Annotated in this window: 15 protein-coding genes, 1 tRNA gene and 2 pseudogenes; 14 read left to right on the top strand and 4 right to left on the bottom strand. The window is 73.1% G+C overall.

What is annotated here, in order from left to right:
• The first annotated feature begins 125 nt into the window (after positions 1 to 125).
• From AQI70_RS12120 to fusA, 3 genes are all read left to right on the top strand, one after another.
• Positions 126 to 1,667, top strand: a complete 1,542-nt coding sequence (locus AQI70_RS12120) for an aldehyde dehydrogenase family protein (protein ID WP_062147469.1) — start codon at positions 126 to 128, stop codon at positions 1,665 to 1,667.
• Positions 1,668 to 1,885: 218 nt separating this feature from the next.
• Positions 1,886 to 1,970: transfer RNA gene (locus AQI70_RS12115), tRNA-Leu, on the top strand.
• A gap of 489 nt (positions 1,971 to 2,459) precedes the next feature.
• Complete coding sequence (fusA, locus tag AQI70_RS12110; RefSeq protein ID WP_062147467.1) at positions 2,460 to 4,511, top strand: elongation factor G; 2,052 nt, start codon at positions 2,460 to 2,462, stop codon at positions 4,509 to 4,511.
• A 119-nt stretch (positions 4,512 to 4,630) separates the two neighbouring features.
• On the opposite strand, the gene AQI70_RS12105 is transcribed toward fusA, so the two are convergent.
• Positions 4,631 to 5,023, bottom strand: coding sequence for an SCO5389 family protein (locus AQI70_RS12105; protein ID WP_062147464.1), 393 nt, complete (start codon positions 5,021 to 5,023; stop codon positions 4,631 to 4,633).
• A 56-nt stretch (positions 5,024 to 5,079) separates the two neighbouring features.
• Positions 5,080 to 6,027, bottom strand: coding sequence for an ATP-binding protein (locus tag AQI70_RS12100; RefSeq protein ID WP_062147461.1), 948 nt, complete (start codon positions 6,025 to 6,027; stop codon positions 5,080 to 5,082).
• Between the two features lie 170 nt (positions 6,028 to 6,197).
• On the opposite strand from AQI70_RS12100, the gene AQI70_RS12095 reads away from it, so the two are divergent.
• Genes AQI70_RS12095 through AQI70_RS12080 form a run of 4 tightly spaced genes read left to right on the top strand, consistent with a single transcriptional unit; the run spans position 6,198 to position 11,254 of the window.
• A complete protein-coding gene (locus AQI70_RS12095) occupies positions 6,198 to 6,734 on the top strand; it encodes a GNAT family N-acetyltransferase (RefSeq protein ID WP_062147459.1) in 537 nt (178 codons plus the stop codon).
• Between the two features lie 3 nt (positions 6,735 to 6,737).
• Positions 6,738 to 8,228 carry an ABC transporter substrate-binding protein gene (locus tag AQI70_RS12090; RefSeq protein WP_062147457.1) on the top strand — a complete coding sequence of 497 codons (1,491 nt, stop codon included), beginning with the start codon at positions 6,738 to 6,740 and terminating at the stop codon, positions 8,226 to 8,228.
• A gap of 3 nt (positions 8,229 to 8,231) precedes the next feature.
• On the top strand, positions 8,232 to 10,028 hold the full coding sequence (locus AQI70_RS12085; protein WP_062147453.1) for an ABC transporter permease subunit: 1,797 nt from the start codon (positions 8,232 to 8,234) through the stop codon (positions 10,026 to 10,028).
• On the top strand, positions 10,025 to 11,254 hold the full coding sequence (locus tag AQI70_RS12080) for an MDR family MFS transporter (RefSeq protein ID WP_079051254.1): 1,230 nt from the start codon (positions 10,025 to 10,027) through the stop codon (positions 11,252 to 11,254). The genes AQI70_RS12085 and AQI70_RS12080 overlap by 4 nt, the downstream gene beginning before the upstream one ends.
• A gap of 567 nt (positions 11,255 to 11,821) precedes the next feature.
• Here AQI70_RS12080 and AQI70_RS12075 read toward each other — a convergent pair.
• On the bottom strand, positions 11,822 to 12,379 hold the full coding sequence (locus AQI70_RS12075; RefSeq protein ID WP_062147447.1) for a TetR/AcrR family transcriptional regulator: 558 nt from the start codon (positions 12,377 to 12,379) through the stop codon (positions 11,822 to 11,824).
• Between the two features lie 72 nt (positions 12,380 to 12,451).
• On the opposite strand from AQI70_RS12075, the gene AQI70_RS12070 reads away from it, so the two are divergent.
• Entirely contained in the window at positions 12,452 to 13,609 is a 1,158-nt protein-coding gene (locus AQI70_RS12070) for an FAD-dependent monooxygenase (protein WP_062147443.1), read from the top strand.
• 99 nt (positions 13,610 to 13,708) lie between these two features.
• A pseudogene (locus AQI70_RS37280) lies at positions 13,709 to 14,321 on the top strand (IS5 family transposase); the annotation flags it as partial.
• A gap of 201 nt (positions 14,322 to 14,522) precedes the next feature.
• Here the strand turns inward: AQI70_RS37280 and AQI70_RS12060 are convergent.
• On the bottom strand, positions 14,523 to 15,281 hold the full coding sequence (locus tag AQI70_RS12060; protein WP_062147437.1) for a CDP-alcohol phosphatidyltransferase family protein: 759 nt from the start codon (positions 15,279 to 15,281) through the stop codon (positions 14,523 to 14,525).
• A 108-nt stretch (positions 15,282 to 15,389) separates the two neighbouring features.
• Between AQI70_RS12060 and AQI70_RS12055 the strand changes: the two genes are divergently transcribed.
• The 5 genes and pseudogenes from AQI70_RS12055 to AQI70_RS40120 all read left to right on the top strand — a co-directional run.
• Positions 15,390 to 16,373: a zinc-dependent alcohol dehydrogenase gene (locus AQI70_RS12055; RefSeq protein ID WP_062147435.1), complete on the top strand. Its 984-nt coding sequence runs from the start codon at positions 15,390 to 15,392 to the stop codon at positions 16,371 to 16,373.
• A gap of 150 nt (positions 16,374 to 16,523) precedes the next feature.
• The gene (locus AQI70_RS12050) at positions 16,524 to 16,922 is read left to right on the top strand and encodes a 6-pyruvoyl trahydropterin synthase family protein (RefSeq protein ID WP_062147432.1); all 399 of its coding nucleotides are present in this window, start codon (positions 16,524 to 16,526) and stop codon (positions 16,920 to 16,922) included.
• Positions 16,919 to 18,139, top strand: coding sequence for a glycosyltransferase family 4 protein (locus tag AQI70_RS12045; RefSeq protein WP_425264611.1), 1,221 nt, complete (start codon positions 16,919 to 16,921; stop codon positions 18,137 to 18,139). The genes AQI70_RS12050 and AQI70_RS12045 overlap by 4 nt, the downstream gene beginning before the upstream one ends.
• Positions 18,136 to 19,170, top strand: a complete 1,035-nt coding sequence (locus tag AQI70_RS12040; RefSeq protein ID WP_062147429.1) for a class I SAM-dependent methyltransferase — start codon at positions 18,136 to 18,138, stop codon at positions 19,168 to 19,170. Before AQI70_RS12045 ends, AQI70_RS12040 begins: the two co-directional genes overlap by 4 nt.
• Positions 19,167 to 20,378, top strand: a pseudogene (locus tag AQI70_RS40120) (lysylphosphatidylglycerol synthase transmembrane domain-containing protein); the annotation flags it as partial. The gene AQI70_RS12040 and the pseudogene AQI70_RS40120, both read left to right, overlap by 4 nt.
• Positions 20,379 to 20,494: the final 116 nt, after the last annotated feature.

Genomic DNA, 20,494 nt, shown 5'->3' with positions numbered 1-20,494 from the left:
CCGCGCGTCGCTAGCGTCCGCCGCAGCCACACATGACCGCCCGCCCGTCTCCCAGCACCACCCTTCCAAGGAGGGGCCCCGTGGGCCCCTTTCCTCTCGACTGTGCACCGAGAGCGGAGACCCCGATGGCCATCACCCTCACCCTCAAATCAGGCACCTCCTGGCGCGAAGCCTGGCAGCGCTGCCTCACGGTCGCCCCGGAGGCGTTCCGGGACGACCGTGTCCTCAACCTCTGGAACTCCGCCTGGCAGGCGGACGGCCGGGCGCTGCCCGCCACCAGCCCCGTCGACGGCAGCCCGATAGCCGGCCCGCCCCGCCTGGACCGGGCCACCGCCCACCAGGCCGTGCGCGCCTCGCTCGACCAGCACCGCGCATGGCGGCACGTCCCGCTGGAGGAACGCCGGGCCCGTGTCGCGGCCACCCTCGACGCCCTCACCGAGCACCGCGAACTGCTGGCGCTCCTGCTCGTCTGGGAGATCGGCAAGCCCTGGCGGCTCGCCCAGGCGGACGTCGACCGGGCCATCGACGGCGTGCGCTGGTACGTCGACGGCATCGAGCCGATGGTCGCCGGCCGGGCCCCGCTGGACGGCCCGGTGTCCAACATCGCGAGCTGGAACTACCCGATGAGCGTGCTCGTTCACGCAGTGTTGGTACAGGCACTCGCAGGCAACGCGGTCATCGCCAAGACCCCGACCGACGGCGGTGTCGCCTGTCTGACCCTGGCCTGCGTACTCGCCGCCCGCGAGGGGATTCCCGTCACCCTCGTCAGCGGCAGCGGAGGCGAGCTGTCCCAGGCGCTGGTGCGGGCGCCCGAGATCGGCTGCGTCTCCTTCGTGGGCGGCCGCGACACCGGGGCCGCGGTGGCCACGGCCGTCGCCGACCTCGGCAAACGGCACATACTCGAACAGGAAGGACTCAACACCTGGGGCATCTGGAACTACACGGACTGGGACGCGCTCAAGGCGGTCGTCCCCAAGCTCTTCGACTACGGCAAACAGCGCTGCACGGCGTACCCGCGCTTCGTCGTCCAGCGTGAGCTGTTCGACGAGTTCCTGGCGGCGTACCTCCCAGCGGTGCGGACACTGAAGGTCGGCCACCCCCTGGCGGTCGAGCAGCGGGGCGACCCCTACCCGCAGCTGGACTTCGGTCCGGTGATCAACGCGGCCAAGGCCAAGGAACTGCAGGACCAGGTGGCCGAGGCGATCGACCGCGGCGCCGTCCCGCTGCACCGGGGCAAGCCGTGCGACGCCCGCTTCCTGCCGGGCCAGGACACCTCGGCGTACGTCCAGCCGGTCACGCTGCTGAACCCGCCCACGTCCTCCCCGCTCCATCACGCGGAGCCGTTCGGCCCGGTCGACACGATCGTCCTGGTCGACACGGAGGCGGAGCTGCTGGCGGCGATGAACGCCTCCAACGGCGCGCTGGTCGCCACGCTGGCCACGGACGACCGGGCGACGTACCACCGCCTGGCCCCGCAGATCCGTGCGTTCAAGGTCGGCCACGGCAAGCCGCGCTCCCGAGGCGACCGCGACGAGCTGTTCGGCGGCTTCGGCGCGTCCTGGCGCGGGGCGTTCGTCGGCGGCGAGCTGCTGGTGCGCGCGGTGACGCAGGGGCCGGCGGGGGAGCGGCTGCCCGGGAACTTCCCGGACTACCACCTCATGCCGTGACCGGATCCCGGCGGCGACCGTGCGGTGCGGGCGCCACCGGCTGACCTCACCCGTCCGTGACGAGGGAAGCACCCGCGGTGATCCCCCGGTCCTCGCCTCGCCGTTCGGCTCACGGCGCGTGTCCGGAGGACGGATATGCAGGTGAAGGGCACTCCGAAACCTTGGTATTGTTGTCCATGTCGCCGCGGGGACACTCCCGGTAAGGCGGCAGACACCTAGTCCGGGTGGCGGAATGGCAGACGCGCTAGCTTGAGGTGCTAGTGCCCTTTATCGGGCGTGGGGGTTCAAGTCCCCCCTCGGACACAGATCATTTCCAGTCATGCGGATCGAGCTCGCTCGGTCCGCATGATCTGTTTTGTGGGCAGAGTCGGCCGGCGAGCCGGCCCACGGTGGAACGACCCTCACCGCCGGGGAAATTGCGTGCTTCGACACCGGCGGGAAAATCCCGTGCTTCCACCTCGCCCGCTTCCCTACACTCACCACACCATCACGCGCCGCCCACCACACGGCGGCGCGTCGTCGTGACGAACGAGGGGAGCCGGGCCGTGCGTGACCGTACCGCTGCCGTCGTCTCCCTCTGCCGGTACGAGGTGATCCTCGTGTCCTCGTCCGCCCGGTGCCCGCTGCGCGGCCGGCACCGGATGCCCGTGACGAACGCCTGAGAGCGCCGACTTCTGTTCCCGCCCGCCATGCCCGGTGGGCCGGCAGGTCATGTCCTGGTGCGTGTGCGCCTCGTCCGGGAATCGCGCTGACCCGTTTTCCGCTTCCGGATCATCCGAAAGGCCAAGGGCCGTGCGCACCCACCTCAACACCCTCGCCGTCGTCCGCAACCTCGGCATCCTCGCCCACGTCGACGCCGGCAAGACCACCGTCACCGAGCGGATCCTGTACGCCACGGGGACCACGCACAAGCGCGGCGAGGTCCACGACGGCACCACCGTCACCGACTTCGACCCGCAGGAGCGCGATCGCGGCATCACCATCTTCGCGGCGGCCGTGAGCTGCGCCTGGGACGGTCACCGGATCAACCTCATCGACACCCCCGGGCACGTCGACTTCGCCGACGAGGTGGAGCGTTCGCTGCGCGTCCTGGACGGCGCGGTCGCGGTGTTCGACGCCGTCGCGGGCGTCGAACCGCAGAGCGAGTCGGTGTGGCGGCAGGCCGACCGGCACGGCGTGCCGAGGATCGCCTTCGTCAACAAGCTGGACCGCGCCGGGGCCGACCTCGACACGGCGGTGGCGTCGATCCGGGAACGGCTGCATCCGGCGCCGCTGGTCGTGCAGTTGCCCATCGGCGCGGAGGACGGGTTCCGCGGTGTCGTGGACCTCGTACGGATGCGGGCGCTGGTGTGGGACGACGACGGTGATGGCACGGTCGTGGAGGCACCGGTTCCGGAGGAGCTGCGTGCGCAGGCGCAGCGGCGTCGGCGGCTCCTGGAGGAGGCGGTGGCCGAACTCCATGCCGATGCGCTGGAGGAGTTCTGCGAGCGGTCGACGCTCTCGCCGGAGACCCTGGTCACCGCCCTGCATGACGTGACCCGCAGCGGTGACGGCGTGGTCGTGCTGTGCGGCTCGGCCTACCGCAACCGCGGTGTCGAGCCGCTGCTCGACGCGGTCGTGGCGTACCTGCCCTCGCCGCTCGACGTACCGGCCGTCCGCGGGCTGCGCGACGGCGCCGACGAAGAGCGGCCCGCCGACCCGGCGGCGCCGTTCGCGGCGCTGGCGTTCAAGGTGAGCGCGACCCCGACGGGGCGGCTGACGTATCTGCGCGTGTACTCGGGAACGATCGAGAAGGGAGACACGGTGCTCGACGCCGGCGCGCGGCGCACCGAGCGGATCGGGCGGATCCTGCGGGTCCGGGCCGACCGGCACGCCCACGTGGACCGTGCGGTCGCCGGGGACATCGTGGCCGTGGTCGGCCTGAAGTCGGCTCGCGCGGGCGCCACCCTCTGCGCACCGGACGCCCCGCTCGTCCTCGAACCGCCCGGTGCGGCCGAGCCGGTGGTGTCCGTGGCGGTCGAGGCCCGCAGGTCCACCGACACCGACCGGCTGACGTCCGCCCTGGCCCGGCTGGCCGAGGAGGACCCGTCGCTGGTCGTGCGGACCGACGCCGAGACCGGCCAGACCGTGCTGTCCGGCATGGGCGAACTGCACCTGGAGGTCGCGGTGGAGAAGATCCGGCGGGACGCCGGGCTGGACGTCAACGTCGGCCGGCCCAGGGTGTCCTACCGGGAGACGGTCGGCCGCGGGGTCTCCGGCTTCGTCTTCCGGCACGTCAAACAGGACGGCGGGGCGGGGCAGTTCGCCCATGTCGTGCTCGACGTGGAGCCCGGGGAGACCGAGTCCGGTTTCGAGTTCCGCTCGGCCGTCGTCGGCGGTCGCGTGCCGCAGGAGTACGTCCGCGCCGTGGAGGCCGGCTGCCGGGACGCCCTCGCCGAAGGCCCCCTCGGCGGCCACCCGGTGACCGGGCTGCGCGTCACCCTCACCGACGGGGCGACCCATGTGAAGGACTCCTCCGACACGGCCTTCCGCACGGCCGGCCGGCTGGGCCTGCGCGACGCCCTGCGCGCCTGCGCGATGGTCCTCCTGGAGCCGGTCGTCGAGGTCACGGTCACCGTGCCGGAGGACGCCGTCGGCGCCGTTCTCGGCGACCTGGCGGCACGACGCGGCCGGGTCTCGGGCTCCGTGACCCGGGCGGGCGCGGCGGTCGTCACGGCGACGGTGCCGCTGGCCGAACTGTTCGGCTATGCGACCCGGCTGCGCAGCAGGACACAGGGCCGCGGCACCTTCACGGCCCGGCCCACCGGCTACGCACCGGCGCCGGTGGCGACGGTGTCGCGGTAGCACGCAGGCGGCCCGTCCCGGACGCAGGCGGCCCCCTCCCGCACGCGGGCGGGGGCCGCCCCCGCCGCGTGCCCTTTCTCCGGGGAGGCCCGGTACGGCGCTCGCCGCCCCGGAGGGGCTCAGCAGTCCCTGAACTCCGGCGACTGGTTCAGCACCTGCGACCGCACCGAAGTGAACTTCGCATGTGTCTCCCCGCCCCGCGCACCCGGCCGGAACGCCGCCACGCGGTGGCAGTTCTGGAAGGCGAGGGTCACGCCGAAGTGGCGCTCCAGGCTGCCGCGGATCGCGTCGCTGGCGAGGGCGCGCAGAAGCTGGCCGCGCTCCTGCTCGGACGGGGGCGGGGTCTGGTTGTCGGTGAACTCGGCCGTGCCGTCCTTGAGTCCGGCGGCAAGGGAGGCGATCAGGTCGTAGGCGTACGGCAGCGAGGTGCGGACCGTGGCCACGAAGTCCTCCTCGCGGATGTCACCGTGTTCGGCTTCGGCGAGGAGCTTCGGGGAGACGTCGAGAGACATGTGTGTGGGTTCCTGTTCGGTGGGGGCGATGCGTGGTGCTGGGGGATGTGTCGTGGTCAGGCCAGTGCCGTGGGTCCGGGGACGAACTCCGGGTCCACCTGCGCGGCCAGGTCGTGGCCCGTCCTGTCGTCCGCCCACGCGCGGGCGTTGCGCAGATGGAACTCGACGGCATGGCCGTGGATCGTGGGCCAGTCCTTGGGGTGGGCGTCGACCGCCTCGCGCAGCACGTTCAGGGCGTGCACGTTGTGGGACTCCAGCTCGCCCTGCTCCCGGCCCTGTTCGGCCGCGCGGACCCAGGAGGAGTGGACCAGGTGGGTGAGGAGGTCGTCGCCGACCTCTTCCTTGAGGAAGAGGAGATCGTCCTCGCACGTCACCTTGTTGCCGATGACCGCGATGCGGATGCCGAACTCCCTCGCGTGGTCCCGGTACTGGCGGTACACCGAGACGCCCTTGCGCGTGGGCTCCGCGACCAGGAAGGTCATGTCGAAGCGGGTGAACAGGCCCGACGCGAACGCGTCCGCGCCCGCCGTCATGTCGACCACCACGTACTCGCCGGGGCCGTCGACCAGGTGGCCGAGGTAGAGCTCGACCGCGCCGAGCTTGGAGTGGTAGCAGGCCACCCCGAGGTCGCTCTCGTCGAACTCGCCCGTCACCATCACCGGCACGTTCCCCACCCGCCGGACGTGCCGCGCGTGCAGTTCGTCGTCGCCGAGCAGGCGCAGCAGACGGGAGCCGCGGCCGGGCGGGGTGGTCTTGATCATGGCGTCCGCGGAGGGGATGCGCGGGTTGGTGCCGCGCAGGAACTCCTTGATGTCCCTCAGGTGGGCGCCGAGCGGCGGGGCGTCGAAGGTGTCCCCGTCATGGCCCAGTGCCTCGGCGAGGTGCTGGTTGATGTCGCCGTCGACGGCCAGCACGGGGGCGCCGGAGTGCGCCAGGTGGCGGGAGAAGAGCGCCGACAGGGTGGTCTTGCCGCTGCCGCCTTTGCCGACGAACGCGATACGCATCAGCAGCTGCCCGCTTCCACGACCAGAGTACACTTGTTGAAAATGAGTGTCATGTGGGTAGGTTGTCGGCGGTTCGCGATCACTGTCAAATCACTTGCGCGGCAAGGATGTTGAGAGGGTGGTCCGGTCGGCCGTGATCGCCCCTCCGGCTTAATGCATATGATGTGCAAGTGCACGACTACAGCATCAGGACGGCGAGCCCGGACGACCTGGACGGTGCCCGAGCGGTGATGCTCGACACCGTCTACCGCGACTTCGGTACCGGTTACCTGCCGCGCTGGCACGCGGACATCATCGACCCGGCCGCCGCCTATCTCGCCCCGCCCCGCCACACCCTCCTCGTCGCGCTCGACCCGCGCGACAACGGTGTCGTGGCCACGGCCGCCCTCGACTCCCGCGGCCCGGCCCACCCGCCGAACCCGCGCCACCTCGCCGAGCGCTACCCCTCCGGCGAGACCGCGCAGCTGCGCCGGGTCTACGTCCGCCCCGAGCACCGCAGGCGGGGCCTGGCCCGGCGGCTGGTCGACGAGCTGCTCGCCTTCGCCGCCGCGGACGGCGGCTACCGCGCCGTCTATCTGCACACCGACCCCGAGGTGCCCGGCGCCGAGAGCTTCTGGCGCTCGCTCGGCAAGGTCGTGCACGACGAACGCGAGCACCCCGACGGCGGCAACGGCGTCGTCCACTTCGAGATACCGATGGAGCGATAGACCGTGCGCCGACTCCGCCCGCTCCTCGCCCTCCTGCTGGCCCCCGCCCTCGTCGGCTGCTTCGCCTCCGGCGGCGGCAGCGACGCCGCGAGCGGCGCCGAGGACGGCTCCCGCCTGCGCGTCGCCCTCGCCTTCCCGCCCGCCGAGAACCTCTCGCCGTACGGCGCCGACTCCACCACCCTCACCCGCCTCGGCGTCATCGAGGGCCTCACCACCCTGGACGCCAACGGCGCCGCCGCGCCCGCCCTCGCCGCCTCCTGGCGCCGGGAGAACGACCGCACCTGGCTGTTCACCCTGCGCGAGGCCACGTTCCAGGACGGCTCCGCCGTCACCCCGGCCGCGGTCGCGAACGCCCTCACCCACGCCACGAAGGCCAAGCCCGCCCCCGCCGCCCTCTCCGGCGTCACCCTCACCGCGAAGGCCGAGGGCGCCACCGGCGTACGGATCACCACCGGGCGGTCCGACCCCGTCCTGCCGCTGCGCCTGTCCAGCCCCGCCCTGGCCGTCCTCTCCGCCAAGGCGTACGGCAGCAACGGCAAGGTCGACCCCGTGGGCACCGCCACCGGACCCTTCGAACTCACCAAGGTCATGGGCGCCACCGCGGCCACCCTCGACCGCTACGACGACTACTGGGGCGGTCGCGCCCAGGCCCCCGGAATCGACGTGAAGTTCGTCGCCGACGGCACCGCCCGCGCCAACGCGCTGCGCACCGACCAGGTCGACCTCGCCGAGGCCATCCCCGTCGCCCAGGCGGCCACCCTCGACAAGGCCGGCCGCGAGGCGACCGCCACGACCCGCACCACGAGCCTGCTCCTCAACACGGAGAAAAGCGTCTTCAAGGACGCAGCGCTCCGGGCCGCCGCCCGGCAGGCCGTCGACACCTCCGCGCTCGCCAAGGGCGTCTACGAGGGATACGCAGACGCCGGCGCCGGCATCTACGGGCCCGCCGTCACCTGGGCCGCCGGCAAGCGGACCGAGCCGGTCGGACGGGCGAAGGCGGCAGAGCCCGACGGGACCCGCATCACGCTCGCCACGTACGACAACCGGCCCGAACTCCCGGAAGCCGCCCAGGTGCTGAAGCAGCAGCTGGAGAAGGCCGGGTTCGACGTCGCGCTGGAGGTGCGCGAGTACTCGCGGCTGGAGAGCGACGCGCTGGACGGCAGGTTCGACGCCTTCGTCCTCGCCCGCAACACCCTCGTCGACACCGGCGACCCCGTCTCCGTGCTGGCCAGCGACTACACCTGCGACGGCGGCTACAACATCGCCCAGCTGTGCGACAAGGACGTCGACCGGGCCGTCGCCCGGGCCGAGGACACCGCGGACACCGCCGAGCGGCAGGACGCGGCGATGGCCGCAGAGGCCCGCATCCTCGGCACCGACGCGGTCGTACCGCTCGTCCACCAGCGCATCATCACCGGCGTCGGGACCACCGTCCGCGGCGCGCTCCTCGACCCGTACGAGCGCACCCTCGTCGGCACCGGCACCCGGCGCTGACCCGTGCGGAACCAGGCAGTCACGCTCCTGTGGCGTGCGGGGATCGCGGCCGCCCTGGTGTGCGCCATCGGCGTACTGCCCTGGCTGTCGCACACCGACCCGGCGCTCACCGTGCTCAAGGCGCGGTCGGCGGACCGCGACCCCACCCCCGAGGTGCTGGCGGACATCCGCGACCGACTCGGCCTGGACCACGGCCCGTTCCAGCTGCTCGCTGAGTGGCTGGGCGGGCTGTGGCGCGGTGACGCCGGCCGGTCGTGGCTCTCCGGCAGCGAGGTCACGCCCGCCGTGCTCCAGGCCCTCGGCGTCTCCCTGCTGTTGATGGCGGTGGCTCTCCTGGCCGCCGCCGTCACCGCCGCGCTGATCTGCGCCCGCACGCTGTGGCTCGGCGCGCGACGACGGCTCGACGGGCGGCGTACGTCGGGCAGCGCCTCCGCCGTCCTCGCCGCACTGCCCGAGTTCCTCACCGCGTCCGTACTCGCCACCGTCGTCGGCGTGCAGCTCGGCTGGCTCCCGGCCCTCGGCTGGTACGGCCCCCAGTGGACGGTCCTGCCCGCACTCGCCCTCGGCCTGCCCGCCGGGGCCGTGCTCGGCCGGCTCCTCGACGACCTGCTGCCCGGCGCCTTCGCCGAGCCCTGGGCCCTGGCCGCCACCGCACGCGGACTGCCCGGCCACGCGGTCGCCCGCCAGGCCCTGCGCCGCTGCCTGCCCGGACTCCTCCCCAACACCGGCCTGTTCGTCGTAGGCATCACCGGCGGATCGGTCACGGTCGAGCAGATCTTCGACATCCCCGGCCTGGGCCGCACCACCCTCCAGGCCGCTCTCGCCCAGGACCTGCCCGTCCTCCAGGCCGGCACGCTCGCCCTCATCCTGCTCGCCGCCGTCGCCGCCGGCACGGCGCGCCTCCTCGCCCGCCTCCTCATCGGCCCGGCGCTGCGCGACGGCGCACTGCCCTCCCTGCACCGGCCGACGCCGCCCGCACACCGGATCCTGCCCTTCGCGTACAGCGGACTGCTGACCGCCGTCATCGCCCTCGGCCTGCCCCGAGACCCGCTGGCCCTCGACACCACCGAGCGACTCGCCTCCCCGACCTGGACGCACCCGTTCGGCACCGACGCCCTCGGCAGGGACGTCCTCGCCCGCGTCGCCCACGGCGCCCTCGACACCCTGCTGCTCGCCGCCGCGATCACCGCCGTCACCCTCCTCACGGGAGTGTTGCTCGGCCTGCTGCCCCGGCTGTCCGGGGCACTCGTCGACACCGTCACCGCGCTGCCGCCGGTCCTCGTCGCCCTGCTCGTCACCGCGGTCGTCGGCAGCGGGGACGGCACCCCCGCGCTCGCCGTGGCCGCCGTCGCCTGGGCGCCGCTCGCCGCCCACACCTCCGCGCTGCTCCGGCAGGAACGCGCCGCCCTCCACCTGACCGCCACCCGCGCCCTGGGCGCCGGCCCCTGGTACCTGCTGCGCCACGAACTGCTGCCCGCCGTGCTGCCACCCGTCACCCGCCACGCCCTGCTCCGCCTGCCCGGCATCGCCCTCGCACTCGCCTCCCTGGCCTTCCTCGGCCTGGGCGCCCAGCCGCCCTCCCCGGAATGGGGCCTGCTCCTCGCCGAGAACCAGCCCTACGCCGAGCGCGCCCCCTGGGCGGTCCTCGCCCCCGCCGCCGTACTCGCCCTGCTGGGCGCGCTGGCGGTGACCGCCGCGGGCGGAGTGCGGCGCGGACGGCGCCGACGCGGCAGGACCGAGCCCGCCCCGCCCATGCCCGAAAGCCCCTCGCACACCCGGGAGTTGGTGGCCACCCGATGATGACCTCGCTGTCCCTCGGCCTCCGCAAGGCGCAGGACCGCAGCCACCGGCTCTCGCCCCTGCTGCGCCTGCTCATCCTCACCCAACTCGCCTTCAACATCGGCTTCTACGCCGTCCTGCCCTTCCTCTCCGAGCACCTGGGACAGGCCATCGGCATGGCGGGCTGGCTGGTCGGGTTCGTGCTGGGCCTGCGGACCTTCAGCCAGCAGGGGCTGTTCGTGGTGGGCGGGGCGCTGGCCGACCGGTACGGCATCCGGCCGGTCGTGCTCGCGGGCTGTGTGCTGCGGATCGCCGGGTTCGCGTGGCTCGGGTACGCCCGGGAGACCTGGGCGGTCATCGGCGCGGTGCTGCTGATCGGGTTCGCCGCCGCGCTGTTCTCGCCCGCCGTGGAGTCCGAGGTCGCCCGGCAGGCCGTGCTGTGGGAGGAGTCGGGTGGCGGCTCCCGCACCCGTGTTCTCGCCCTGCTGACCGTGGCCGGACAGGCGGGCGCGTTCGTCGGCCCTCTCCTCGGCGCGCTGCTGCTGTCGGTGGACTTCCGCACGGTCTGCCTCGCCGGTGCCGGGATCTTCGTCCTCGTCCTCGCCGGACACGCCTGGCTGCTGCCGCAGCACATACCTGGGCGCGGAGGCGTCCGGTTCCGCGGCGGCCTGGGCGCCCTGCTGCGCAACCGCCGCTTCCTCGCGCTGTGCTGTGCCTACGGTGCCTATCTGCTCGCCTACAACCAGCTCTATCTCGCCCTCCCCGACGAGGTGGAGCGCGCCACGGGTTCCCAGTCGGCGCTCGCCTGGCTGTTCGCCCTGTCCTCGCTGCTGGTGGTCGCCGCCCAGCTGCCGGTGACCCGCTGGGCGGGGGAGCGGCTCGCCCTGCGGCGGTCCATGGTGGCTGGGCTGCTGCTCATAGCGGCCGGGTTCGCGGTCGTGGCCGCGGCCCGTCCCGCCGACTGGACCGGTACGGCAGGTCTGTTGCCCGCGGCCGGGTTCGTCGTCCTGCTCACCCTGGGTCAGATGCTCGTCGCCCCGGTCGCCCGCGCCTGGGTCCCCGACCTCGCCGAGGAGGGCCGGCTCGGCCTCTACACCGGCGCGCTGTCCTCGGTCTCCGGCCTGATCGTCCTGCTCGGCAGCTCGGCGACCGGCACTTTGCTCGACACCGGCTTGCCGGCCGCGGTGCCGTGGCTGGTGCTGGCGGCCGTACCGATTGCGGCGATAGCCCTGTTGCCGCGCAGATAGCGGCGGTGCACTGCCCCTGAGGGCGTTGCCGCCAGCGGATGGGAGGGTGCGCGGCGTGAGGGCTGGGGGGTGGGTCGCGCGGCCCGGCGCTGACGGGGTGCCTCCCCCAAGCTCTTCGAGCAGGGGGCACCCCCAGCGCCCACCCGTGCCGCCCCAGCGGCACGACTGCCCGCAGCTACGCGTGCATGCTGGTCCGCCCGTAGCTACGCGTGCATGCTGGTCCGCCCGCAGCTACGCGTGCATGCTGGTCCGCCCGTAGCTACGCGTGCTGGGCCGACGCGGCGATGGGGCGCGTACCCCCATGGGCCCGCATCGCCCACGGCGGGAAAGGGACGTGCCGGGGGGTGTCCGCCCGCAGTGACCGGCGTCAACACGCAGCACCTCTTGGCCTAACTGACCGTTTCAGAATGAGGGCGTGAGCCGCGGAGGGGGTGCAGGCCAGTTCGAGCGGGGCCCCAGGTGAGGTCGACGCTCCACTCGAAAGCGAATGCCGAGCGGTTGAACGGGGCGGACGCGGGCTTCCTGACCGAGGGCACGCTGCTCGGGCCGAACCTGGGCGGCTGCGTCCTAACGCAGGGCGGCGGCGACAATGCCTTCGAGAGGCTCGACCGGCACTTCGCCGCCGCTCACCAGCCGGTCGAAGACCAGCCCGTCCATGCAAGTCAGCAGGGTGTGGGTGCGGTTCTCGACATCCGGCACGCCCTGACCGGCGAGGAACACTCGGACGGCCTCGCGGCCGGCGTTCTCGCGGGGGACGAGGATCTCGCGCAGCTCAGGGTCGCGCACGCTCTCGACGGCGCAGGCGTAACGGGCGAGCGAGCGGCGGCGGCCCTCTCCGGTGAGTCGCTGTCGGGTGAGCAGCACCATGCCATCCACCAGTTCCTCGGCGGTGCGGATGGGCCGGAGATGCTCGGCCATCGTTTGCAGTTCCTCCTGGTCGAGTTGGACCAGGCGAGTGACGAGTCCGGTGAGCAACGCGGCCCGGGTGCGAAAGTATGCCGACGTGGTGCCGGGCGGCAGAGCTGCCTTACGGTCGACAGCCCGGTGGGTCAGGCCGCGGATCCCTTCGTCGGCGAGTACGTCGAGAGCCGCGTCCGCGAGGAGGGTGCGCCGATCCGAAGCCATGGCTCCTTTCTACACCTGTAGAGCTGCAGATAGGGTTGCCTTCTACGGATGTAGAAGAATGGGGGCTTCGGCATGGGCAACACGGCAGTGGTGGTTGGAGGGGGCATCGGCGGGCTGGCCGCCGCGATCGGCCTGCGCCGCATCGGATGGGAAGTGACGGTCGTCGAGCGTGCGTCCATGCTTGAGGACGCGGGGGCGGGCATCTCACTGGCCGCCAACGGCCTGCGGGCACTGGACGAACTCGGCGTCGGCGAGGCGGTACGGGATGCCTCGCGAGGCCAGTACAGCGGCGGCACCCGTACGCCAGAGGGTGGTTGGCTGGCCCGGATGGACGGCGCGGTGCTGGAGAAGGCGGTGGGCACGCCGATCATGGGCATCCCTCGCTCCACCTTGCACCGGCTGCTTCGCGAGGCCCTGCCCACCAAGGCGCTGTTGATCGGCTCCGAGGCAGGCTCGGTCCGGCAGATCGGCCCCGGGACGGTTCGAGTCAGCTGCGGCGACACGGTCCTGGACGCCGATCTGGTGGTGGCGGCCGACGGCATCGGCAGCAAGGTGCGCAGCGTTCTCTTCCCCGCCCACCCCGGCCCGGTCTACAGCGGCTCGACGGTGCTGCGCGCCATCACCGAGCAGGCGGTCGAGCTGCGCACCGACTTCGAGCTGACCTGGGGGCAGGGGGCCGAGTTCGGGCACATCGCCTTCCGTGACGGGCGGGCCGAGTGGCACGCCGTCCTCAACCTGCCCGCCGGGGCGCGGTTCGCCGACCCACTGGCCGAACTGCGCCGACGGTTCCGCAACTGGCACGACCCGATCCCCGCGCTGATCGACGCGACCCGGCCCACCGCCGTGCTGCACCACGACGTCAACGAAATCCGCACGCCGCTCCCCTCGTACACCGTCGGCCGGATCGCGCTGCTCGGTGACGCGGCACATGCGATGACCCCCCACCTCGGACAGGGTGCCTGCCAGGCGCTGGAGGACGCGGTCACCTTGGCCGCCGCGCTCGCCACCGAGCCCACCGTCGCTGCCGCGCTCGCCCGCTATGACGCCGAGCGCCGGCCGCGCAGCCAGGCGGTCGCGCGGGCAGCCCGGCAGGCCGGGCGGATGGGCCAGCAGCTCTCCCACCCACTGGCCGTCACCCTGCGCAACACGGCGATGCGGCTGACGCCCTCCCGCACCGCAACGCGCATGATCCTTCGACACCACGCCTGGGTCCCACCACAGCTGAACTGATCCGATTCGCGCCCCGCCAACTCACCACCAGGAACCCACACGCACAAAGTCGGGCTGAGGGTCCTGCCGTTGGCAGGTCACGGTCGGCAGGGTGTCCGGGTGCGTGCTGATCTTGTTCCGGACGACCTGTGGGAGCGGGTATCTCCGCTGCTGCCACCCGCCCCCGAGCGGCGCCACCACTACCCCGGGCGACTGCGCGTTCCCGACCGAGCGGCCCTCGCCGGCGTCATGTACGTGCTGCGAACCGGGATCGCCTGGCGCGACGTCCCGACGGAAACCGTGGGCTGCTCCGGAGTCACGGCTCGGCGCCGGCTTCGGGACTGGACCGAGGCCGGAGTCTGGCCACTTCTGCACGCCATGCTGCTCACCGAGTTGCGCCGCGCGGGCCTACTGGGCCTGGACGACTGCGCTGCCGACGGGTCGCACATCCGAGCACTCAAAGGGGGGATCACGTCGGTCCCTCACCGGTCGACCGCGCGCGTCCTGGCTCCAAGCACCACCTGATCGTCGACCGTCACGGAACCCCGCTCGCGGTCACGCTCAGCGGAGGAAACCGCCACGACGTGACCCAGCTTCTCCCGCTCCTGGACGCGATCCCACCGATTCGAGGGTGCGGGGAGGGCCCCGTCGCAGACCTCGGCGCCTGTACGCCGACCGGGGCTACGACGTCGACAAGTACCGCCGCCTGCTGTGGACGCGCGGCATCAAACCCATGACCCTCATCTGCCTACGCCGCCTGCGAGCCTCATTCTGAAACGATCAGTAAGGGGGCCGCCGGTCCGAGGACGGACACCCCCCGGCGCGGCCCCGACCCACAACCGCACCGCAGGCGCTACGCGCACCCCCACCCAACCCGCGCAGGCCGCCGCAGGCATCACACGCGAACCCCCACCCACCCCTCGACGTCTGACGCTCAGGACGCCACCAGCTCCCTCATCTCCCGCACGGCAACCCGCTGCGTACGCGACGTCCGCCACAGCCACAGGATGTCCCGGCCGAACGACCAGACCAGCGCGGCCAGCGCCGTCGCGGTCACCGCGAACGTCGCCGCGTACGGGAGGAAGCCGGACGCGGCCAGCAGCAGGAACACGCCCTGCATCGCGGCGACCGTCTTGCGGGCCGTGCTCGGCGGGAGTGCGGCGTTCAGCCAGGGCCAGACACGGGCGGCGGCGACGAAGCCGTAGCGCATGGCGCCGATGAGCAGCACCCAGGGACCCAGCGACATCGAGACGTACACGCTCAGCACCAGGATCAGGAACGCGTCGACCTCCATGTCGAAGCGGGCGCCCAGTGCCGTGGAGGTGCCGGTGCGGCGGGCCACCTTGCCGTCGACACCGTCGAGGATGAGGGCGACGGCCGTCAGTCCGACGAACAGCGTCACCGGCGGTGAGCTCTGGAAGGAGTCCGCGACCAGCGCAGTGACGCCGCCGACCAGGGTCGCGCGGCCGAGGGTGACCCGGTTGGCCGGGCCGAAGGTGCGCGGCCGGGACCGGTGCAGGGCCCGCGAGAGCACCGCCCAGGTGGCGACGGCGAACGCGAGGCCGGTCAGCCAGCCCGCCGGCCCCATGCCGATCGCCGAACCGAGCAGGGCCAGCAACAGGATCTGCACGCCCGCTCCCACAGCGGTCTCCTGCTGGACCAGCCTCGCGTCGTAAGTGTTGTTCAGGGCCACCGCACATTCCTCCGGCCAGGTGACAGAGTCGATCAAGGCCGCGTACTGTGCGCGGCCTGTGCACATCGCAGTACGTGAACAGCTTCCCGATCGTTCAGGAGGATCCCGATGAACCGCAGCGCACATGCGTTCTGGCTCAGCTCTCCGGGTGAGGGAGAGATCCGGGAGGTCGCCCTGCCGCAGCCGGGTGAGGGCGACGTGCTGGTGCGGTCGCTGTACTCCGGGGTCAGCCGGGGCACGGAGACACTCGTGTTCCGGGGCGGGGTCCCGCAGAGCCAGCACGCGGCCATGCGGGCGCCGTTCCAGGAGGGCGAGTTCCCCGCCCCGGTGAAGTACGGCTACCTGAGCGTCGGCGTGGTGGAGGAGGGGCCGGACAAACTCGTCGGCCGTACGGTCTTCTGTCTCCATCCGCACCAGACCCGATACGTCGTTCCCGCGAGCGCGGTGACCGTCGTACCGGACACCGTGCCCGCCGAACGGGCCGTCCTCGCCGGCACGGTCGAGACCGCCGTCAACGCGCTCTGGGACGCGGCCCCGCTGGTCGGCGACCGGATCGCCGTGGTCGGCGGCGGCATGATCGGCTGCTCGGTGGCCGCCCTGCTGGCCCGCTTCCCGGGCGTACGGCTGCAGTTGGTCGACGCCGATCCGGGCCGGGCCGACGTCGCCAAGGCCCTCGGCGTCGACTTCGCCACTCCGCAGACCGCGCTCGGCGAGTGCGACCTGGTCGTCCACGCCAGCGCCACCGAGCAGGGCCTCGCCCGCTCCCTCGAACTGCTCACCGCCGAGGGCACGGTCGTCGAACTCAGCTGGTACGGCGACCGGCAGGTGAGCCTGCCGCTCGGCGAGGCCTTCCACTCCCGTCGGCTCGTCATCCGCAGCAGCCAGGTCGGCACCGTCTCCCCGGCCCGCCGCGCCAGCCGTACCTACGCCGACCGGCTCGCCCTCGCCCTCGATCTGCTCGCCGACCCCGCCCTCGACGCGCTCGTCACCGGGGAGAGCGCCTTCGAGGAACTGCCCGAAGTGATGCCGAAGCTCGCCTCCGGGGAAATCCCGGCGCTCTGTCACCGCGTCAGGTACGCGGACACGCCCTGACGGACACGTTCAATCCGGGACGACAAGAGCGCCTGACCTGAGAAAAGAGTGAGAGATCGCTGAACAACGGGAAGCGAAGAGCCGTACTACACGGCATCCCCGGCGGCGACGAGCCGGGGGCTAGGCGTACCGCACCTGGAGGGTCGTCCGTTGTTCAGCATCACCGTCCGCGATCACATCATGATCGCCCACAGCTTCCGCGGGGAGGTCTTCGGACCCGCGCAGCGCCTGCACGGAGCGACGTTCCTGGTGGACGCCACGTTCCGGCGCGAGCAGCTGGACGACGACAACATCGTCGTCGACATCGGACTGGCCACCCGGGAACTGGGCGCCGTCGTCGGCGAGCTGAACTACCGGAACCTCGACAACGAACCCGACTTCGCCGGGATCAACACCTCCACCGAGTTCCTGGCCAAGGTCATCGCCGACCGGCTCGCCGAGCGGATCCAGAAGGGCGCGCTCGGCGAGGGCGCCAAGGGCCTCGCGGGGATCACCGTGACACTCCACGAGTCGCATGTCGCGTGGGCGAGTTACGAGCGTGCGCTGTGACCGACGTGACCCTGGAGAAGCCGGAGAGGGTCGACGAGCCGGGGGGAACAGCGAAGAAGGTCACCCTCGGCTATGTGCCCGTACAGTCCTCCGTCCTGAAGAACGCCGAGATCATCCCCATGTCCCTGCGCTCCGTGCACTTCGTCATGCCGGGCGGTGTCGACGACCCGGCCGTGCCGAGCGGCGGCAACGCCTATGACCGGCGGGTGAGTCTGGATCTGCCCGGCTTCGGCTGGCAGGTGCACAAGCACGCGGTGGACGGCAGCTGGCCCCGGCCCGGGGCCGCGGCCCGTGACGAACTCGCCCGCACACTGCGGGAGTTCCCGGACGGCACGGTCGTCCTCCTGGACGGGCTGGTCGCCTGCGGGGTCCCCGAGATCATCCTCCCGGAGACGGAACGGCTGCGCCTCGCGGTCCTCGTCCACCTCCCGCTCGGCGACGAGACGGGACTGGAGCCCGCCGTGGCGGCGGAGCTGGACGCCCGGGAACGCACCGTGCTGCGGGCGGTCCCCGCGGTGATCGCGACCAGCGACTGGGCGGTGCGCCGCCTCGTCTCCCACCACGGCCTCGCCCCCGACCGGGTCCATGTCGCCGCCCCCGGCGCCGACATCGCCCCCCTCGCGGCCGGCACGGACGGCGTGTCGCGCCTGCTGTGCGTGGCCGCCGTGACGCCGCGCAAGGGACAGCACCGGCTGGTGGAGGCGCTGGCCGCGGCGGGCGACCTGCCGTGGAGCTGTGTGTGCGTGGGCGGGTTGAACCAGGATCCCGAGTACGTGGCCGAGCTGCGGGCCCTGATCACGAGACACGGCCTTGAGGACCGGCTGCTGCTGGCGGGCCCCCAGGCCGGCGCCGAACTCGACGCCAGCTACCACGCCGCCGACCTCATGGTGCTCACCTCCTACGCCGAGACGTACGGCATGGCGGTGACGGAAGCGCTCGCGCGCGGCATCCCGGTGCTGGCGACGGACGTCGGCGGCGTCCCGGAGGCGGTCGGCCGGGCCCCCGACGGCGGCGTCCCCGGCATCCTCGTCCCGCCGGAGAACCCCGCCGCGATCGCCGCCGAACTGCGCGGCTGGTTCGGTGAGGCGGACGTACGACGCCGACTGAAGGCGGCGGCCCGGGGACGCCGGGCCGCCCTGAACGGCTGGGCCACCACGGCCCGCAGCCTGGCCGCGGTACTGGGCCGACTGCCGAACGAACCCCGGAGGGCGGCATGAGGAAGACGGCGACGACACCGAGCGGGGGGACGATCCCGGCCCAGCCCGGACCGAGGGACGTGACCGACGCGACCCACCGGGGGCCGCAGGCCGGGGCGGTCCCGGCGTCCGACGAGGACGCCGTGATTCTCGGGGCCGGTCCCAGCCTCGGTCCCGGTGAGCGGGCCACCGTGCGGCTCAGGGACGCCGAGCCGGACGAACCGCCCCGCTACGCCCCCGAGTGGCTGGAGCTGCGCGAAGGCGCCGACGCCGCCGCGCGGGCGCACGACTTGCTCGATCCGCTGCGGATCCGGCTCGCCAACCTGCCGGGACGGGCCGGCGGACTGGTCATCCACGACGTGGGCTGCGGCACCGGCTCGATGGGCCGCTGGCTCGCGCCCCACCTGGACGGTGCCCAGCACTGGATCCTGCACGACCGCGACCCCTACCTCCTGCACTTCGCCGCCGTGGCCTGCCCGCGTTCCGCCGCGGACGGCAGCCGCGTCACGGTGGAGACGCGCCGCGGCGACGTCGGCCGCCTCACCCCGGACGCCCTCGCCGGCGCCTCGCTGGTGACGGCCTCCGCCCTGCTCGACGTCCTCACCCGCGAGGAGGTCGACACCCTCGCCGCCGCCTGCGCGGGCGCGGGCTGCCCGGCGCTGCTGACGCTCTCCGTCGCCGGCCGGGTCGAACTCACCCCGTCCGACCCGCTGGACACGGAGATCGCCGAGGCGTTCAACGCCCACCAGCGACGCTCGGGTCTGCTCGGCCCGGACGCGATCACGGCAGCGGCCGAGGCCTTCTCCGCGCACGGCGCGACCGTCCAGGTGCACCCGAGCCCCTGGCGCCTGGGCCCCGGTGAGTCGGCGCTCATGGCCATGTGGCTGCGCGGCTGGGTCGGCGCGGCGGTCGAGCAGCGCCCCGAACTCCGCGAGCGCGCCGACCGCTACCTGCGTGAACGCCTCGCCGCGTGCGAGGCGGGCGAACTGCGCGCCGTGGTCCACCACAGCGATCTGCTGGCCCTGTGCCGACCGACGGGCGGAGCGTCATGACCGTGGAGACGGTGGCGAAGGCGCACGCCACACGGCGCGGCGCCGAGCCGCGAGCGCGGCGCGGGGACCACTCGGCCCGGTCCGGGGCCGAGGCTTCGGCGGTCCGTACGGACGGCGCTGTCCCTGAGGCGGCTGTGGCGGTGCGCGCGAGTGCGCCGCCGGTCGGCCGGGCCCTGACGGCCCCTGCGGACGCCCCCGTCCTGCCGTCTGACCCCGTCCTCACCTCTGACCCCGCCGTCCCCTCCAAGCCCTCGTCACCCCCCGCCCCCGCAGCCGTCTCCTCCTCCCGCATCGGCGTCATCGTCACCGAGCCCCGCCGGGAATCCGCCGGCTCCGGCGCACCACGGCCCCGCACCCCCCTCCGCGCCCTCCTGGCCCGCCTCAACACCCCCGCCCTCCGCACCCACCTGGGCACGACCGCCGGTGTCGTCATCCTCGCCGTGCTGTTCTGGCGGCTCGGGACCGGTGTCTTCCTGGACGGGCTGCGGCGGATCGACGGGCCGGCGCTGCTCGGGGCCCTCGGGATCGGGCTCGTCACCACCGTGTTCAGCGCCTGGCGCTGGCAGTTGGTGGCCCGGGGGCTGCGCATCCGGCTGCCGCTCGGACCGGCCGTCGCCGACTACTACCGTGCCCTGTTCCTCAATGCGGCCCTCCCCGGCGGCGTCCTCGGCGATGTGCACCGGGCGGTGCGGCACGGGCAGAGCGCCGGCGATCTGGGGCGCGGTGTCCGCGCGGTCGTTCTGGAACGGACGGCCGGTCAGGTCGTCCTCGCGCTCGTCGGCGCCGGCGTGCTGCTGACCATGGAGTCCCCCGTGCTGGACGAGGCCCGCGACCTCACCCCGGTGATCCTGTTCACCGCCCTGGGCGCGCTCGCCGTTGTGGCCGCCCTGCGGATGAACCGCGCGCCCGCCCGCCGTGACCGGACGACCCCGACGGCGTGGCGCAGCACGCTCGACGAGGTACGGGAGAGCCTGCTGTCCCGCCGCAACGGGCCCGGTGTCGCCGTGTCCTGCGTCGTCGTACTCGCCGGACACCTCGCGATGTTCGTACTCGCCGCCCGGGTCGCCGGCTCCGCCGCCTCCGTGGCCGTCCTGCTGCCGCTCGCCGTCCTCGCCCTGCTGGCCATGGGCCTGCCCCTGAACGTCGGCGGCTGGGGCCCCCGCGAGGGCGTCACCGCCTGGGCGTTCGGCGCCGCGGGGCTGGGCGCCGGCAGCGGCCTGGCCGTCGCCGTCGTGTACGGCGTCCTCAGCTTCGTGGCCGCCCTGCCCGGCCTTCTCGTCCTCGTCGCCCGCTGGTACGGCCGACTGCGCGCGGGTTCCGGGAC

The organism is Streptomyces curacoi (assembly GCF_001513975.1).
GTDB lineage: Bacteria > Actinomycetota > Actinomycetes > Streptomycetales > Streptomycetaceae > Streptomyces > Streptomyces curacoi.
This window is presented reverse-complemented; position numbering and strand designations above follow the sequence as displayed.

What these genes read in the sequence shown, in the direction of transcription:
- AQI70_RS12120 (WP_062147469.1), top strand. Translation starts at nt 126, where the DNA reads ATGGCCATCACCCTCACCCTCAAATCAGGCACCTCCTGGCGCGAAGCC.
- AQI70_RS12105 (WP_062147464.1), bottom strand. Translation starts at nt 5,023, where the DNA reads ATGTCTCTCGACGTCTCCCCGAAGCTCCTCGCCGAAGCCGAACACGGT.
- AQI70_RS12100 (WP_062147461.1), bottom strand. Translation starts at nt 6,027, where the DNA reads ATGCGTATCGCGTTCGTCGGCAAAGGCGGCAGCGGCAAGACCACCCTG.
- AQI70_RS12080 (WP_079051254.1), top strand. Translation starts at nt 10,025, where the DNA reads ATGATGACCTCGCTGTCCCTCGGCCTCCGCAAGGCGCAGGACCGCAGC.
- AQI70_RS12075 (WP_062147447.1), bottom strand. Translation starts at nt 12,379, where the DNA reads ATGGCTTCGGATCGGCGCACCCTCCTCGCGGACGCGGCTCTCGACGTA.
- AQI70_RS12070 (WP_062147443.1), top strand. Translation starts at nt 12,452, where the DNA reads ATGGGCAACACGGCAGTGGTGGTTGGAGGGGGCATCGGCGGGCTGGCC.
- AQI70_RS12055 (WP_062147435.1), top strand. Translation starts at nt 15,390, where the DNA reads ATGAACCGCAGCGCACATGCGTTCTGGCTCAGCTCTCCGGGTGAGGGA.
- AQI70_RS12040 (WP_062147429.1), top strand. Translation starts at nt 18,136, where the DNA reads ATGAGGAAGACGGCGACGACACCGAGCGGGGGGACGATCCCGGCCCAG.